This is a genomic window from Bacillus siamensis KCTC 13613, assembly GCF_000262045.1.
Taxonomy (GTDB): Bacteria; Bacillota; Bacilli; order Bacillales; family Bacillaceae; genus Bacillus; species Bacillus siamensis.
In genome coordinates this window covers 12,727-27,960 of record NZ_AJVF01000042.1, presented here as the reverse complement: position 1 = coordinate 27,960, position 15,234 = coordinate 12,727, and the positions used below count along the sequence as shown (strand labels likewise).

Below are 15,234 nucleotides of genomic sequence, written 5' to 3'. Positions count from 1 at the left end.
CCGCATAAACGCGGCTTTCGTGGTGTGGGATGAGGAATTGTTTATATGGTAAAAGCGGGTTCATGCCGCCTTGTGATTTTATTATGCCGCGCATGCATCCCGTTATGACTAACAAAATTTGTTCGACCGATGGAGGGTATAAAAATGGAAAGCAAAATTGAGATTCTTTCTACAATTAATGTGGAGCATTCAGATGATTTATATAAAATCGTCGATACATTAAACCGGACTTTGAAAAGAGATAATCTGATGTTCGGACTGGCGCTTGACGAAGAAAATCAAAATGAAGCGGTCTTCACCATTTATCGCACATAGGTGAAAAAGATGAGAAAAAAAGCGTTAATATTTACAGCCGTATTTGGTATTATTTTTTTAGCGGTTCTTTTATTTTCGGCCAGCATTTTTAAATCTGCAATGGCTCAAAAAGAGGAAGGCCACGACACAGCAGCCGCAGCCGCTAAAGAAAAAACGGATCTGACAGATGCTGAGAAAGTGGAAACCTTTGTCGGTAAACAGAAGTATTACGTTGTGTCCGGAACGGATAAACACGGAAAAGACATGTATGTATGGGTCCCGGCCGACAAAAAAGCAAAAATTCTCTCGAAAAAAGCCAGTGACGGCATTTCAAGCAGCAAGGCTGCCAAAATCGTTCAAGACGCAGGGCTTGTTTCAAAGCTGAATGACGTTCACCCGGCGAGAGAAAACGATGTTCCATTATGGGAAGTGACCTACATCAACAAAAACGGGCAGTATAGTTTTAGCTATGTGGACTTTACAAGCGGCAAGATTCTCAAAAACATCACACCGTGAGACGTATTAGGGGGAGTTCAAGTTGAAATTGGCAAAAAGAGTATCCGCATTAACACCGTCTGCAACACTTGCAATTACCGCAAAAGCGAAAGAGCTGAAAGCAGAAGGCCATGATGTCATCGGCCTCGGAGCAGGAGAACCTGATTTTAATACGCCTCAGCACATTATAGATGCCGCGGTGCGTTCCATGAATGAAGGCCATACAAAATATACGCCTTCAGGCGGTCTGCCAGCCTTGAAAGACAGCATCGCTGAAAAATTCAAAAACGACCAGGGGATTGAATATAAACCGTCAGAAATCATTGTCTGCACCGGAGCGAAGCACGCCCTATATACATTATTTCAGGTCATTCTCGATGAAGGAGACGAAGTGATTATACCGACTCCTTACTGGGTAAGCTATCCTGAGCAGGTGAAATTGGCAGGAGGACGTCCCGTCTATGTGGAAGGACTGGAGTCCAATCAGTTTAAAATTTCACCGGAGCAGCTGAAGCAGGCACTCACTGAGAAAACAAAAGCAATCATTATCAACTCACCGAGCAATCCGACAGGTGTCATGTATACGAAAGAAGAGCTTAGTGAACTCGGAAAAGTGTGTCTGGAGCATGACATTCTGATCGTTTCTGACGAAATTTATGAGAAGCTTACATACGGAGGAAAAAAACACGTCTCAATCGCACAGCTTTCCGTTGAATTGAAAGAACAGACGGTCATCATCAACGGCGTGTCGAAATCCCACAGCATGACGGGCTGGAGAATCGGTTATGCAGCGGGATCTGAGACGATTATTAAAGCGATGACGAGCCTTGCGAGCCACAGCACGTCAAATCCGACGTCTATCGCTCAATACGGCGCCATTGCGGCATATAACGGACCTGCTGAACCGCTGGAAGAGATGAGACAGGCATTTGAGCACAGACTGAATACCATCTATGCTCAGCTCAGCGAAATTCCCGGATATACCTGTGTCAAGCCTGAAGGGGCATTTTACTTGTTCCCTAACGCCAAAGCGGCAGCAGAAAACTGCGGATTCAAAGATGTTGATGAATACGTGAAGGCGCTTCTGGAAGAAGAAAAAGTCGCCATCGTACCGGGCTCCGGCTTCGGCTCACCGGACAACGTCCGTTTATCTTACGCAACGTCACTTGATCTTTTAGAAGAAGCGGTCGAAAGAATCCGCCGCTTCACGGAAAAACATAGCTGATTCTGAAAAAGCGGCTTTTGAAGCCGCTTTTCATCTGCATTGACCCCGTAAGAGTAGAACGGGTATAATAAAGTGATGAAAAAAGAGATTCAGGCAGATTCCTGAATGTCTTTCTTGTTCTGGAGGGAAAGATTTTGAAAACAACAATCAACCAAGTGTATAAACACACAGGCGAGGAAGTAACGATTGGAGCTTGGGTCGCAAATAAACGCTCAAGCGGTAAAATCGCATTTTTACAGCTGAGAGACGGTACAGGCTTCATTCAGGGAGTTGTCGTCAAAGCTGAAGTTGAAGAAAACATCTTCCAAATCGCGAAATCAGTGACGCAGGAAACGTCACTTTACGTAAAAGGGATTGTAAAAGAAGACGAGCGTTCACCGCTTGGCTATGAGCTTGCAGTCACATCCATTGAAGTCATTCACGAAGCGACAGATTATCCGATTACACCTAAAGAGCACGGCACGGAATTTTTAATGGACCACAGACATTTGTGGCTCCGTTCGAAACGCCAGCACGCGATTATGAAAATCCGCAACGAAATCATCCGTGCGACTTATGAATTTTTCAACAAAGAAGGTTTCGTGAAAGTTGATCCGCCGATTTTGACAGGAAGCGCTCCTGAAGGCACGACTGAGCTGTTCGCGACAAAATATTTTGATGAAGACGCCTTCTTGTCTCAAAGCGGCCAGCTGTATATGGAAGCTGCTGCAATGGCGCTGGGAAAAGTATTCTCATTCGGACCGACATTCAGAGCGGAAAAATCAAAAACGAAACGCCATCTCATCGAATTCTGGATGATTGAGCCTGAAATGGCATTTGTTGAATTTGAAGAAAACCTTGAAGTTCAGGAGAATTATGTTTCTTACATCGTACAAAGCGTGCTGGAACATTGTAAGATCGAGCTGAACACACTGGGAAGAGACACGTCCAAATTAGAACAAATCAAAGCGCCTTTCCCGCGCATTACGTACGATAAAGCGATCGAGTTCCTGAAAGAAAAAGGATTCGACGATATTGAATGGGGAGATGACTTTGGTGCGCCGCATGAAACAGCGATTGCAGAAAGCTATGACAAACCGGTGTTTATCACTCATTATCCGACTTCATTAAAACCGTTTTATATGCAGCCTGCCAAAGATCGTGACGATGTCGTGCTATGTGCCGATTTAATCGCTCCGGAAGGCTACGGGGAAATCATCGGCGGATCTGAACGCGTTCACGATATGGATTTATTGGAAGAAAGATTAAAAGAACACGGTCTGGATTCAGATGCTTACAAATGGTATGCTGAACTCAGACAATACGGTTCTGTTCCGCACTCAGGCTTCGGCCTCGGACTTGAGCGGACAGTGGCTTGGATCAGCGGAGCGCCTCACGTGCGTGAAACGATTCCGTTCCCGAGACTTCTGAACCGTCTGTATCCGTAATAGTTTTAAAAAACGAAGTCTCCTGCAAGGGAGACTTTTTCTAAGTAAAGGGGAAAGCTCCCGGAGATAACCTTTTACAGTAAGAGGTGTAAGGATGAAAAAACAGCAATTTATAGATATGCAGGAACTCGGCATTTCAAGCATTCCCAACCTGCTGCTGACACATTACCGGCAGCTCGGGCTGAATGAAACCGAATTGATTCTGCTTTTAAAGATTAAAATGCATTTGGAAAAGGGTTCTTATTTTCCGACGCCGTTTGAACTGCAGTCAGGGATGTCCATTTCTGCTGAAGAATGTACAAGCTGCCTGAGAATGTTCATTCAAAAAGGTTTTCTGTTTATTGAAGAATGTGAAGACCATAACGGCATAAAGTTCGAAAAATATTCTCTGCAGCCTTTATGGGCGAAGCTGTATGATTACATGCAGCACTCACAAAATGAAACGCAGGAAAGAACGTCAGAAAGAGAACAAAAAAGCCTGTACACCATCTTTGAAGAAGAGTTTGGAAGACCGCTGTCTCCGCTTGAATGTGAGACGCTGGCCATATGGCAGGACCAGGATCAGCATGACGCGATTCTGATTAAACATGCGCTAAAAGAAGCTGTCTTATCAGGAAAGCTCAGTTTTCGCTATATTGACCGGATTTTATTTGAATGGAAAAAGAACGGCTTCAAAACGGTTGAGCAGGCGAAGGCGCACAGCCAAAAATTCCGGCGTGTTCAGACGAAACAAAATGAACCGCAAAAAGAGTATACGAGACAGGTGCCTTTTTACAATTGGCTGGAACAGTAACTTGAGAAGGGGAGAAACGTGTTAAATTTAAAGCAGATTGAATATTGTCTTGATAAAATCGGTGATATGTTTCCGCACGCAGAATGTGAACTTGTCCATTCAAATCCTTTCGAACTGGTTGTGGCAGTCGCTTTATCTGCGCAATGTACGGATGCTCTCGTTAACAGAGTGACAAAAACGCTATTTCAAAAATATAAACGGCCTGAAGATTATCTTGCCGTCCCGCTGGAAGAACTTCAGCAGGATATTAAATCAATCGGACTGTACCGAAATAAAGCCAAAAATATTCAAAAACTGAGCAAAATGATCATCGAAGAGTACGGCGGAGAAGTGCCAAAAGACCGGGATGAGCTTGTGAAGCTGCCGGGTGTCGGACGGAAAACGGCAAATGTGGTCGTATCCGTTGCTTTCGGCGTACCGGCAATCGCTGTGGACACTCATGTGGAACGGGTCTCGAAAAGGCTAGGCATCTGCCGCTGGAAGGACTCTGTATTGGAAGTAGAGAAAACATTAATGAAAAAAGTGCCCAAAGAGGATTGGTCTGTCACACATCACAGATTAATATTTTTCGGGCGGTATCATTGTAAAGCGCAATCTCCCCGCTGTGCGGAATGTCCTTTGCTTTCGTTATGCAGGGAAGGGCAAAAGCGTGACAAAAAAGGGCTGGTGAAACGGTGACGGCGATTAATATTCTGGCAGGCTATGAAACATACTTGCGCAGTCTTAAAGATATGGACAGCTTAGAGGTCAAAGCGGCTTTGCGCCGGCATCCGCTGTATATGGATTTCAGCAGTCAGCCAAAAGTGAAGCCGTGGACGGAAAGGAGCGAATATGTTCCGTTTCTTTTTCAGATTTGGAACGAAACGAAAGAAGCGCTTCTTCCCGTTTTTCAAACAAGGAAATCGAGGTGTGATCAAAATGATATGCTGAAGGGGATTGCCTGTCTGATTGCCGCGTTTCATTGGACGGCAGGGGAGCGGGTCACATCACTTGATTGGTCTGTGCTTGAAACCAAGCATTTTCCCGCGGAGCCGATTAATTGGGCGGAGAGAGTGGCGTTTATTTTAACAAAACCGACTCAATTTCACTCATTTATTCAGCTTGACGAATTGATGACGGAGATGACAAAACAATATCATAAATATGAAGCTATGAACAAATCATAAAAACCTCCTTATAAGAAAAGGAGGTTTTTTTGTATGAAAAAAATCCTTCACCTGTTTGAGGTGAAGGATTTCGTCCGCTAATGAGCGGGATTTGACTGGATGGTTGACGAATTGGACTGCCCGTTGACATTTGAAGATGAGTCTTGGTTTTTGTCCTTCTGACCGCTGTCAGGTTTTTTCGAACCGTCTGAACCGGTATCGGAACCATTATCAGAGCCGTTATCTTGCTGTCCGTTGTTATCCGTCCCGTTACCAGGCTGATTCGGATTGTTATTATCCGTTTGATCCTGATCGGATTGGTCCGGATTTTTATTCGGGTCATCGGTTGGTGATTGATCCGATCCGTCTGACGTATCTGTTTGATTATCGTCTGTTTTCGAATCATCGGTTTGGGTCTTGTCTTTATCCTTATCATCAGGTTTCTGTTCATCGTCAGTCGCTTTATCTTTATCTGCATTGTCTTCTTCATCTTTTGGAACTTTGAAAGATGCTGATGCCGTATCGCTTTTTCCGTCATCATTTTCCGCTGTCACCTGGAAGCTGTATGTGGACCCAGGGGTGACATTTGAGACGACGGCTTCTTTTGCCGAACTGTTTTGAATGTCACTGTAGCTTCCGCCGTCAATGGATTGTTTGACATTGAATGTTGCATCGCCGTCATAATCCCAGCTTAAAGTTAATGATTTTTTATCTTTGTCGTATTTCACTTGTAAGCCAGTCGGTTTATTGGCTTTTTCTTTCGCGTACGTTTTAGAAACGGCAGTAGGTTCCGTTCCTTTCACGAAGTACTCCGTCACTTTTTTATCATCCGGCGTATTCGGTCCGGCTAAAGCGGCAGGATTCGAGCCTTTCTCAACTGTTTCTTTTACGACGCTGTCAGGCTGCTTGAAGCTTCCTTTACCGTCATCAACGTATGAGATCAGCTTTTGGAAAATCCGTTTTGCGACTTGCTGGTCTGTCGATGACAGTGATTTTTTGCCTGCTTTGTTGCCAGACTCAACACCGGTCCAAACCGCCGCTGTATATTGAGGGGTATAGCCGACAAACCATGAGTCTGGGACTCCGCCTGGAGCAATGTTATATTTTTGAATATCATCTTTAGTAAAGTTTGTCGTACCCGTTTTACCGGCGACTTCCACATTCGGTACTTGAGCCAGTTTACCCGTTCCTGACTGCACCACTGTTTTAAGCATATCGGTGATCATGAATGCCGTGTAATCGCTCATAGCACTCTTCGGTTTCGGTGTTAAATCAAGCTTAGTGCCGTCATTGAATTCAATCGATGTGACTGCGTGCGGTTCATTGTACGTTCCGTTATTTCCGAACGCACTGTAGGCGCCTGCCATGGTCATAGTAGATACACCGCGGTTTTCATCCCCAAAACCGCCGATAGAATAGGGCTCATATACTTGATCTTTGTTTAAACCTAATCCCAGGTCGTTTGCAAAGTCCACGGCATTATCCTTTCCAACTGCTTGGAACGCTTTTAAAGCAGGGATATTACGTGAGTCTGCGAGGGCCTCTCGCATTGATATCTGGCCTCTGTATCTATTGTCATAATCATGGATCGGTGTGCCGTTAGAGTACGTATATGCAGAATCGTCAATCTGCTCATACGTCGACCATTTTTTATTTTCAATGACCGGTCCGTAATCAAGAATCGGTTTTATCGTTGAACCTGGCTGGGTTTTACCTTGTGTTGCATAATTGAATCCCCCGGTAGTTCTATTTCGTCCTGCTCCGATGGCGCGGATTTCTCCGTTTGTCGTATCAAGGAGCGTGACGCCGCCCTGCATGCCTTCGGTAAAGCCGGCTGTGTCACCGTTCATCAATTGATCAAGATAATCTTGTGCTTTTGTATCAAGGGTCGTGTAAATTTTTAATCCGTCAGTTGAAATATCGACGTCTTTCTTTTCTTTTGTCTCAATTTCTTTCATGACTTCTTCGACAAAAGCGCTGTATTTATTTGTGTCCTTTTTATCGTATTCCTTTTGGCTGACGACGCCTTCATCTTTCATGGACACTTTCTTCGCTTTTTGGTATTCAGAATTTGAAATGAATCCTTGTTTTTCCATCAAGCTGAGAACGATGTTCCGGCGTTTTTCGGAAGCCTTCGGATTTTTAACCGGGTTATATCCGGTCGGGCTTTGCGGCATTCCGGCAAGCGTTGCCGCCTGTTCAACCGTAAGCTTGCTCAAATCTTTTACGCCGAAGAATTCTTCAGCCGCTTTGCCGACGCCATAGGCGCGCGGTGAGAAATAAATTCTGTTTAAATACATTTCTAAGATTTCATCTTTAGAATAATGGCGCTCCAGCTGCAGTGAAAGCCACACTTCCTGTGCTTTCCGCTTAATCGTTTTTTGATGGGTCAAAAGCGAGTTTTTCACAACCTGCTGGGTGATCGTGCTTCCTCCCTCTGAACCGAAACCATCCGTAAAGTTGGCGACCAAGGCGCCGCCGATCCGGATCGGGTCTATTCCGTGGTGCTTATAAAAACGGGCGTCCTCTGTTGCGATAAATGCTTCTTTCACAACATCGGGTATATCTTTAATCGGGACGTAGGTTCGTTTTTCGCCGCCCACTTCCGCGATTTCTTTGCCGTTTTTATCGTAAATTGTTGAAGAGTAAGGCGTTTTCAGCTTGGCTTCGTCCAAAGACGGCGCACCGGAAACTAAAACGGCAAATGCCGCGGCTCCGCCGACTATGCCAAGGACAAACAGAATAACCAAAGACAGCACAATCTTTTTGAATAAACCGCCTTTACGCTGTTTCTTTCCTTTTTTCGGTGAAGAAGACTTGGGGCTTTTCGTCTGCCTAGCCTTGCGGCGTTCTTCACGGCTCTTAAATTGATCTGACATAACATCTCAACCTTTCGTTAATCAACCTTTCGCTCAGTCTACTGTCCCTGCGAAAAATAAAGCTGTTCAATAATACTAATATAATCAATTCTCGGTGAGTATCCAAGGGAAATCGGAAAGGAAGCATCTTCTAATTCGTCTTTGCGAATCGATTTTCTGCCGTTGTTCTCCTTTCTCTCCCAAAAGACAAACAGCTTGTCGGCCTCGAGGAAATAAACCTTTTCGAAAGCGGATATAATAACAAAACAAATGCCGTCTTGCCTGACCACCTGCTTCATGTGCTCAATTTGATGGTCATGAAAATTCTGCAGGGGAAATGCCGTTTTGTTTTTTGTTTCTTTTGCTTCGAAATCAATGTAGCGCCCTTTATAAATCCCATTGTAATCGGTTGTCGAAGACTGCTTAAAATAAGCTTCCTTAATGACTGCGGCGCTTCTTTTCGGATAATGGACGTTTACAATCTGGACGGGAGTCGGCTTTTTGTGAATAACCGCAATTTGGTTAGCCAGATAATACTTATTCGTTTCATTCAGGTCGTCTTCGAGGGTCATGCCGCGATTACTGTATGAATGGGACCGTTTCTGGCTGTTTTGGGATGAAACCGTTTTGTTCGGCTGAAAAGTTTTTCCATTCGGATACCGAATCACTTTTTCCATCCTCCTTATCAAACTCATAGTGACGGAAGTGAATGAACGTGCATAAACGACAGACCGTAACCGCCATTCTTCATCAGATCGAAAAAGAGACGAAAATAAAAAATGCCGATAACATTTCTAGGACAAATGCCTATAAAGCATATTATGACCGCCATCCTGAAATCAAATGGCCGCTTTTGGCATCTTTTGTGTCCCGCAATGCGGGCTGGTCGATGACTGATTTAAGAGGCGTCCTTTATCAGGAGGGTCTTGACAGCAGGCAGAAGAACTGGTTTTTCCTTTCGTATGAGAGGGCGAATTGGCTGATTTTTTCTGATGCCTATCCTCAGCTTCTGATCTACCAGTGGTCAAAACAGATCGGCGAACCTCTTTTCTGTCATCTCCCTTATTTCCGCGTCTCGGCTTTCATGCAGGAAGAATGGCTCCGCTTTTGGCGTGACGGAGATACGGAACGGCTCATGTATGCTCTTATTATAAATGAACAAAACACTATCCAAGCACCTATTATACAAAATCCTTCGTTTAAAAAGAATGTTTTTGGTACGATTCCTTTTTATTTAAGTGATTGGTTTCACTTTAACACGGTGATATTCCCCTCATTTGACGGATGTTTATACGGAATTTCCGTCAAACGGTTTTCAAAAACAGAAGAAAGAATTACGCTCGGAAAACAGCTTGCCCGTCTTTTGTTCAGTCCTGATCTTCACGCTTCTTTTTACCGTTTTCTCGATACCGTTCCTCATACCGGCTCGCGCTTTGATATGGAGAAAATGATCGGCATCAAAAAAAGAACGTCACCGATGCTGAGGACAACTTATCCGATTGTTGCCCACTCATTAGACGGCAAAAAGGCGGATTGGTTTCAAAAAAGGTTAAGGAAAGGGGCTTTTTTACAGGAGAAAATGCCGAAACAGCTTGAACTGACGGACTGGTATTTACAGAAAAGGCGGGAGCTTCACGCGCTTTTCGCGGTTAAAGAGTGGCTTAAAAAATAAAAAGCCCGAAACCGTTCGCTGCGGTTTCGGGCGGTGTCTTACGTAGAAGGGCGGTTTGGGCCGCCTAATTTTTTATCAAGCGTATCAGTCGTTTTTGATTCGTTTTTTTGTTGTTTACCTGCATTTTTCGGTCTCGTTTTCATACGGCACCTCCTCAACTGTATCGTTTGCATTAACGTGCCGGTTCATACAAAGTTTGCGGCACTTTTTTGTCGAAAAGTCCGTCTTTTAGGTTAATCTCTGTTTGTTTGCCGAACTGCTTCTAGTTTTGTCAGGTGCGGAGGAGAGCGGTATGAAAACGAGAATTATATCAGGAGAGACGCAAGTGACAAAAGGGAGGAACATGAATGTCTGTTTACACGAGTAAGGCTGATATTCTCCGTCTGCTTTCTGATATCGAAGTCCGGATTTCTGCCGCTGAAAAGACGCTTACACAGGCAGTTAAGTCCTGTCAGGCGGAAGCTGAAGAAATCAGGCAGGACCGGCTTGCCCGCATTGAAGAAGAGGCCCGCGAGCTTCATGTTTGTATTGATGATCTGTTTTTGACTGACCGTCGTAAAAAGGATTTGCCGAGAGCCTGCCGGATCAGCTGATTTTATGTGAAAACTTTGGTACGATATGTACTGAGGTGAGTCCGTTTGCAGACACAGTCGTTATTGAAACTGACAGTACAAATGATAGAGGCGGCTCTTGAAGCCGACAGAAGATATCAGGAAGGAAAAGAAACCGGCCGTTCATATGATTTTTTTGATGTGATTAAACCCGATGTTGAAAAAAAAGACCGGCTTTGCGCGATTTGGACTGAAGCAGCGCTTGCGTTTATTCAGGAAAACCGTCCGAAATACGTTCATCACGCCCAAATTCAGGCCGTTTCAGAAAATTTCGGAGAGCTGATGCTCCAATCATATGTTCATCATATTCATAAAAAAAGATACAAGGATCTAACTGAATCTGTTTTATATACGCTTCGTATATTGAGAGATGAAATTGAAAAAGAAGGCAGCTGAAACAGCTGCCTTCTTTTATATAAAGGGGTCGGGTATGTTATTCATACGCCGGGTTTTCTGCTCCACTTGCTTCGAGAACCTTCATACTGTTACGAAATTCGGTTGCGGTGAGATGGCCTTGAATATAGAGGAACTTGGCAAAGTCCATCAGTTTATCTGCACAATCTGTTTCATATTTTTTCACTTCTGCAAAACGTTTTCTTAAGTATGATACGTTCATAATGGTGCATCCCCTCTCATGTATGTTGAGATTATGTTAACATAACGATTCGACTTTTTTCTGTTTTTAAAAAATTAAGACTTTCGACAGCATTTGACAAAGATGAGGCTTTCCGAAAGCACATAACCAAGGCGGGATTCATACATATATAGAAGAAACTAAGCGAGAGGCACAGGGGGAATGTCATATGCAATGGAGAGCGCAGCCGTATCAAAATATGTACCAGCAGCCGGCGGGATATTTCTATCCGCAGCAGATACAGCCGCTGCAGCAGCCGAATCAGCAGCAGATGCAGCCATTACAGCCGCAGCCGTATCCGCAGCAAATACAGCAGCCATTGCAGCAGCCGCCGTATCATCAGCAAGGGCAGTTTCCGCCTCAATTTTATCCGAATCAGGAATACGGTCATATGCAGCAGCCGTACACTCCCGCCCCGCCTCAGGCAGGCATGCCCGGGGGGCCGCCGGGATTTGTGAATCCTTACCCCGTTCCCAGACCGAATCAGCAGCAGCCTTCCCAATTCTCAGGGATACTCTCACAGTTTAAAAAGACAAATGGACAGTTTGACTTTAATAAAATGATAGATACAACGGGGCAGATGGTAAGCGCCGTAAACCAGGTCGGATCGCTGGTGAAAGGATTTACCAGTATCTTTAAATAAAAAGCATGAATGATGTCTATCATTCATGCTTATTTTTTAGGTAAAAAGATGGTAAGCGTCTGCTCATTCCAGGATGTTTCCATATCTTCTTCACGCACCTCATAAGGGAGGACGACGGTTCTTGTCATGCTTGAAGACACATGGGATGAATGGGCTTGCTTGTGATCGTGCCGGATTGTTACGTGGAGGTAGCACCCTTTCGTTTCCACCAGCATATCCCCGTCACGGAACGTCGGAGGGACGCTGATGTCAACCGCAAGGCCCGAGGACTCTTCTCTGACGTCAATCGTTACTTGTGCTTCAGTAAAAGCAGAATTGACAAGATGCTGAAAACCCTGCATCAATTCTGAGAAGGGGCCTGAGTGAAAAAATTGATCCATCGCATGGCTGAGGATGTCTTCATTTCTTTCCAAATAACGTTTATCGTCTTCATTTTGTTCCATAGGATCACCGCCTTTTTACAACAGACTATGCACTGTTATCCCGTATGGTTAAGAATTGAAGGAAAAAAGAAAGTATGGTTAAATAGTGGAGAATAAACTGGTAACGGACTCACATTTAGGAAGGGGAGCACAACACATTGCTGAAAAAATTATTCGGATTGGGAGACAGCCGGAAAAAGCCGGCCGAGGAAGTGATTTTTTCTCCGGCTGACGGAGCGGTGATGGATTTGGCTTCAGTGCCGGATCCCGTATTTTCACAAAAAATGATGGGGGACGGGATCGCCATCGAACCTGCAAACGGAGATATTGTTTCACCGGCTGAGGGAGAAGTGATTCAGCTGTTTCATACAAAACACGCAGTCGGCATCCGCACCCTTTCCGGAGCGGAACTTTTGATACATGTCGGTTTGGATACCGTCAACATGAACGGAGAAGGCTTTGAAGCACACGTAAAAGAAGGGGACAAAATCAAGACAGGCGACCTGCTTTTAACCTGCGATCTGGATTTAATAAAAGAAAAAGCAAGCAGCACCGTCATCCCTATGGTCATTATGAACGGCGATGCCGCGGAGCCTTTGCAATTTGCAGGCGCAAATGAAGCGAAAAAAGGACAAACAGAGCTTTTTACAATAAAAATGAAGTAGGCAGGGGCTGATTCCCTGCTTTTTTCTTGTAAAGTATTTTCATCTAGCCAGGCAAACAAATATTCGGTAAACTGTACCTCATAAAGAGGTGTGAACGATGAAGAAAAAATCACTGAGCGAACTGATTCAGGAATTAAAAGATCACGAAAATATTGTGCATTGGCATGAAGAGGAACCGCGGGAGGCCAAAACCATGCCAATGCCCGATCAAGTGGACCCGAAGATCCGGGCGGCTCTCGAAAAGAGGGGAATCGAAAGGCTCTTTACCCATCAATACTCCGCTTTCCAGACGATTCAAAACGGAGAAAGCATCGTGGCCGTCACACCGACGGCCTCCGGAAAAACTTTGTGCTATAATCTTCCGGTTCTCCAGTCTATTGCGGAAGATTCCACAAGCCGCGCGCTTTATTTATTTCCGACAAAGGCGCTTGCGCAAGATCAAAAAAGCGAACTGAACGAAATCATAGATGAGATGGGCATGGACATCAAAAGTTTTACTTACGACGGCGATACCTCTCCGGCCATCAGGCAGAAGGTCAGAAAGGCCGGACACATTGTGATTACAAATCCCGATATGCTTCATTCAGCCATTCTTCCCCATCATACAAAATGGGTGAGTCTGTTTGAAAACCTGAAATATATCGTCATTGATGAATTACATACGTATCGCGGCGTATTCGGCAGCCATGTGGCAAACGTCATCCGCCGCTTAATGAGGATCTGCGCCTTTTACGGAAGCACGCCGTCATTTATCTGCACATCCGCAACAATCGCCAATCCGAGGGAATTGACGGAGCAGCTGACGGGAAATCCTGTCAGGCTGATTGACGACAACGGAGCTCCAAGCGGAAGAAAGCACTTTGCTTTCTACAATCCGCCGATTGTGAATAAACCGCTGCATATTCGAAAAAGCGCCACCGTGGAAGTGAACGAGCTAGCCAAAACATTTCTGAAAAATAAGATCCAGACGATTGTTTTTGCAAGAAGCCGCGTCAGGGTTGAAATTATTTTAAGCCACATTCAGGAAATCGTAAAAAAAGAAATCGGCGCGAAGTCTGTCAGAGGCTATCGCGGCGGATATCTTCCGAAGGAAAGAAGAGAAATAGAGCGGGGATTAAGAGACGGCAGTATTCTCGGTGTTGTCAGCACAAATGCGCTGGAGCTCGGCGTTGATATCGGCCAGCTTCAGGTCTGCGTGATGACGGGATACCCGGGCAGTGTTGCGAGCGCGTGGCAGCAGGCGGGCCGGGCCGGACGGCGGCAGGGGGAGGCGCTGATTGTGATGGTCGCGAACTCTGATCCGATTGACCAATATATTGTGCGCCACCCTGATTATTTCTTTAAACGCTCGCCTGAATCTGCACGGATTAATCCTGATAACCTCATTATACTGGTCGATCATCTGAAATGCGCGGCGTATGAGCTGCCTTTCAGAGCAGATGAAACATTCGGAGAAAATGAGGCAAAAGACATTCTCGAGTATTTAGAAGAAGAAGGGGTGCTTCATGAAAATCGTGAACGATATCACTGGGCGAGCGATTCATTTCCCGCTTCAAACATCAGTCTTCGTTCGGCCTCGCAGGAAAACGTGGTCATCGTGGACCAATCAGAGACGGCCGATGTGAAAATTATCGGAGAAATGGACCGCTTCAGCGCGATGACGCTTCTTCACGATGAAGCGATTTATCTTCATGAAGGGGTGCAGTATCAGGTTGAAAAGCTTGATTGGGAGCACAAAAAAGCATACGTGCGAAAAGTCGATGTCGAATATTATACGGATGCCAATTTAGCGGTGCAGCTGAAAGTGCTGGAAATCGACAGAACGGACAGCAGAAGGGAAACGGCCATCCATTTCGGGGACGTGACCGTGAATGCCCTTCCGACGATATTTAAAAAAATAAAAATGACGACATTTGAAAATATAGGATCAGGACCGATTCATCTTCCTGAAGAAGAGCTGCATACAAGTGCAGCCTGGCTTGAATTAAAAGAGACGGATTCTGAGATCGGCGAAAAAACGCTTGAGCAGCTGCTTTTAGGCATTGCTCACGTCCTGCAGCATATCGTGCCTGTATACGTCATGTGCGACCGAAATGACGTGCATGTCGTGCCGCAGATCAAAGCGGCTCATACGGGACTGCCGACAATCTTTTTGTATGATCATTATCCGGGCGGAATCGGACTTGCTGATGAAGTATATAAACGATTTGATGAAATCAATGAAGGGGCTATGCGTCTGATCAGACAATGTCCATGTCAAGACGGATGTCCTTCCTGCATCGGCTCCGAAATAGAGGGAATAGATGCAAAGAAAGCGATTCTCCGGCTCTTGAATTACGTGTAAAAGAAA

The 15,234-nt window shown here is 45.0% G+C and carries 18 protein-coding genes; 13 read left to right on the top strand and 5 right to left on the bottom strand.

What is annotated here, in order from left to right:
• Nucleotides 1-144: 144 nt before the first annotated feature.
• The 7 genes from Y79_RS1000000121085 (at nucleotide 145) to Y79_RS0118825 (ending at nucleotide 5,400) form a co-directional block, all read left to right on the top strand.
• Nucleotides 145-315, top strand: coding sequence for a YpmA family protein (locus tag Y79_RS1000000121085; protein ID WP_003153512.1), 171 nt, complete (start codon nucleotides 145-147; stop codon nucleotides 313-315).
• A 9-nt stretch (nucleotides 316-324) separates the two neighbouring features.
• Nucleotides 325-810, top strand: coding sequence for a cell wall elongation/penicillin-binding protein regulator TseB (tseB, locus tag Y79_RS0118850; protein ID WP_016939072.1), 486 nt, complete (start codon nucleotides 325-327; stop codon nucleotides 808-810).
• Between the two features lie 22 nt (nucleotides 811-832).
• Complete coding sequence (locus Y79_RS0118845) at nucleotides 833-2,014, top strand: pyridoxal phosphate-dependent aminotransferase (RefSeq protein ID WP_016939071.1); 1,182 nt, start codon at nucleotides 833-835, stop codon at nucleotides 2,012-2,014.
• A 134-nt stretch (nucleotides 2,015-2,148) separates the two neighbouring features.
• Nucleotides 2,149-3,441 (top strand): asparagine--tRNA ligase, encoded by a 1,293-nt coding sequence (gene asnS / locus Y79_RS0118840; RefSeq protein WP_016939070.1) that lies wholly within the window; start codon nucleotides 2,149-2,151, stop codon nucleotides 3,439-3,441.
• Nucleotides 3,442-3,535: 94 nt separating this feature from the next.
• Nucleotides 3,536-4,234 (top strand): DNA replication protein DnaD, encoded by a 699-nt coding sequence (gene dnaD / locus Y79_RS0118835; RefSeq protein WP_016939069.1) that lies wholly within the window; start codon nucleotides 3,536-3,538, stop codon nucleotides 4,232-4,234.
• Between the two features lie 18 nt (nucleotides 4,235-4,252).
• A complete protein-coding gene (nth, locus tag Y79_RS0118830) occupies nucleotides 4,253-4,912 on the top strand; it encodes an endonuclease III (RefSeq protein WP_016939068.1) in 660 nt (219 codons plus the stop codon).
• Nucleotides 4,909-5,400, top strand: coding sequence for a YpoC family protein (locus Y79_RS0118825; protein WP_016939067.1), 492 nt, complete (start codon nucleotides 4,909-4,911; stop codon nucleotides 5,398-5,400). The genes nth and Y79_RS0118825 overlap by 4 nt, the downstream gene beginning before the upstream one ends.
• Before the next feature lie 77 nt (nucleotides 5,401-5,477).
• Here the strand turns inward: Y79_RS0118825 and Y79_RS0118820 are convergent, their stop codons facing one another.
• Both Y79_RS0118820 and recU read right to left on the bottom strand, forming a co-directional pair.
• Nucleotides 5,478-8,258 carry a transglycosylase domain-containing protein gene (locus Y79_RS0118820; RefSeq protein ID WP_016939066.1) on the bottom strand — a complete coding sequence of 927 codons (2,781 nt, stop codon included), beginning with the start codon at nucleotides 8,256-8,258 and terminating at the stop codon, nucleotides 5,478-5,480.
• Nucleotides 8,259-8,296: 38 nt separating this feature from the next.
• Complete coding sequence (gene recU / locus Y79_RS0118815) at nucleotides 8,297-8,905, bottom strand: Holliday junction resolvase RecU (protein WP_029575375.1); 609 nt, start codon at nucleotides 8,903-8,905, stop codon at nucleotides 8,297-8,299.
• A gap of 41 nt (nucleotides 8,906-8,946) precedes the next feature.
• Here recU and Y79_RS0118810 point away from each other — a divergent pair, with 41 nt between their 5' ends.
• Nucleotides 8,947-9,909: a DUF2515 domain-containing protein gene (locus Y79_RS0118810; protein ID WP_032864901.1), complete on the top strand. Its 963-nt coding sequence runs from the start codon at nucleotides 8,947-8,949 to the stop codon at nucleotides 9,907-9,909.
• A 38-nt stretch (nucleotides 9,910-9,947) separates the two neighbouring features.
• On the opposite strand, the gene sspM is transcribed toward Y79_RS0118810, so the two are convergent.
• Nucleotides 9,948-10,052, bottom strand: a complete 105-nt coding sequence (gene sspM, locus Y79_RS0118805; RefSeq protein WP_016939063.1) for an acid-soluble spore protein SspM — start codon at nucleotides 10,050-10,052, stop codon at nucleotides 9,948-9,950.
• Between the two features lie 204 nt (nucleotides 10,053-10,256).
• On the opposite strand from sspM, the gene Y79_RS0118800 reads away from it, so the two are divergent.
• Complete coding sequence (locus Y79_RS0118800; protein ID WP_016939062.1) at nucleotides 10,257-10,502, top strand: DUF5446 family protein; 246 nt, start codon at nucleotides 10,257-10,259, stop codon at nucleotides 10,500-10,502.
• A gap of 45 nt (nucleotides 10,503-10,547) precedes the next feature.
• Entirely contained in the window at nucleotides 10,548-10,916 is a 369-nt protein-coding gene (locus Y79_RS0118795) for a YppE family protein (RefSeq protein ID WP_016939061.1), read from the top strand.
• A gap of 37 nt (nucleotides 10,917-10,953) precedes the next feature.
• On the opposite strand, the gene Y79_RS0118790 is transcribed toward Y79_RS0118795, so the two are convergent.
• Nucleotides 10,954-11,136 (bottom strand): YppF family protein, encoded by a 183-nt coding sequence (locus Y79_RS0118790; protein WP_003153532.1) that lies wholly within the window; start codon nucleotides 11,134-11,136, stop codon nucleotides 10,954-10,956.
• Nucleotides 11,137-11,323: 187 nt separating this feature from the next.
• On the opposite strand from Y79_RS0118790, the gene Y79_RS0118785 reads away from it, so the two are divergent.
• Entirely contained in the window at nucleotides 11,324-11,797 is a 474-nt protein-coding gene (locus tag Y79_RS0118785) for a YppG family protein (protein ID WP_016939060.1), read from the top strand.
• Between the two features lie 29 nt (nucleotides 11,798-11,826).
• Here the strand turns inward: Y79_RS0118785 and Y79_RS0118780 are convergent, their stop codons facing one another.
• Nucleotides 11,827-12,240 (bottom strand): Hsp20/alpha crystallin family protein, encoded by a 414-nt coding sequence (locus Y79_RS0118780; RefSeq protein WP_016939059.1) that lies wholly within the window; start codon nucleotides 12,238-12,240, stop codon nucleotides 11,827-11,829.
• Nucleotides 12,241-12,377: 137 nt separating this feature from the next.
• Between Y79_RS0118780 and Y79_RS0118775 the strand changes: the two genes are divergently transcribed.
• Complete coding sequence (locus tag Y79_RS0118775; RefSeq protein WP_016939058.1) at nucleotides 12,378-12,884, top strand: PTS sugar transporter subunit IIA; 507 nt, start codon at nucleotides 12,378-12,380, stop codon at nucleotides 12,882-12,884.
• A 97-nt stretch (nucleotides 12,885-12,981) separates the two neighbouring features.
• Entirely contained in the window at nucleotides 12,982-15,228 is a 2,247-nt protein-coding gene (locus Y79_RS0118770) for a DEAD/DEAH box helicase (protein WP_016939057.1), read from the top strand.
• Nucleotides 15,229-15,234 lie beyond the last annotated feature (6 nt).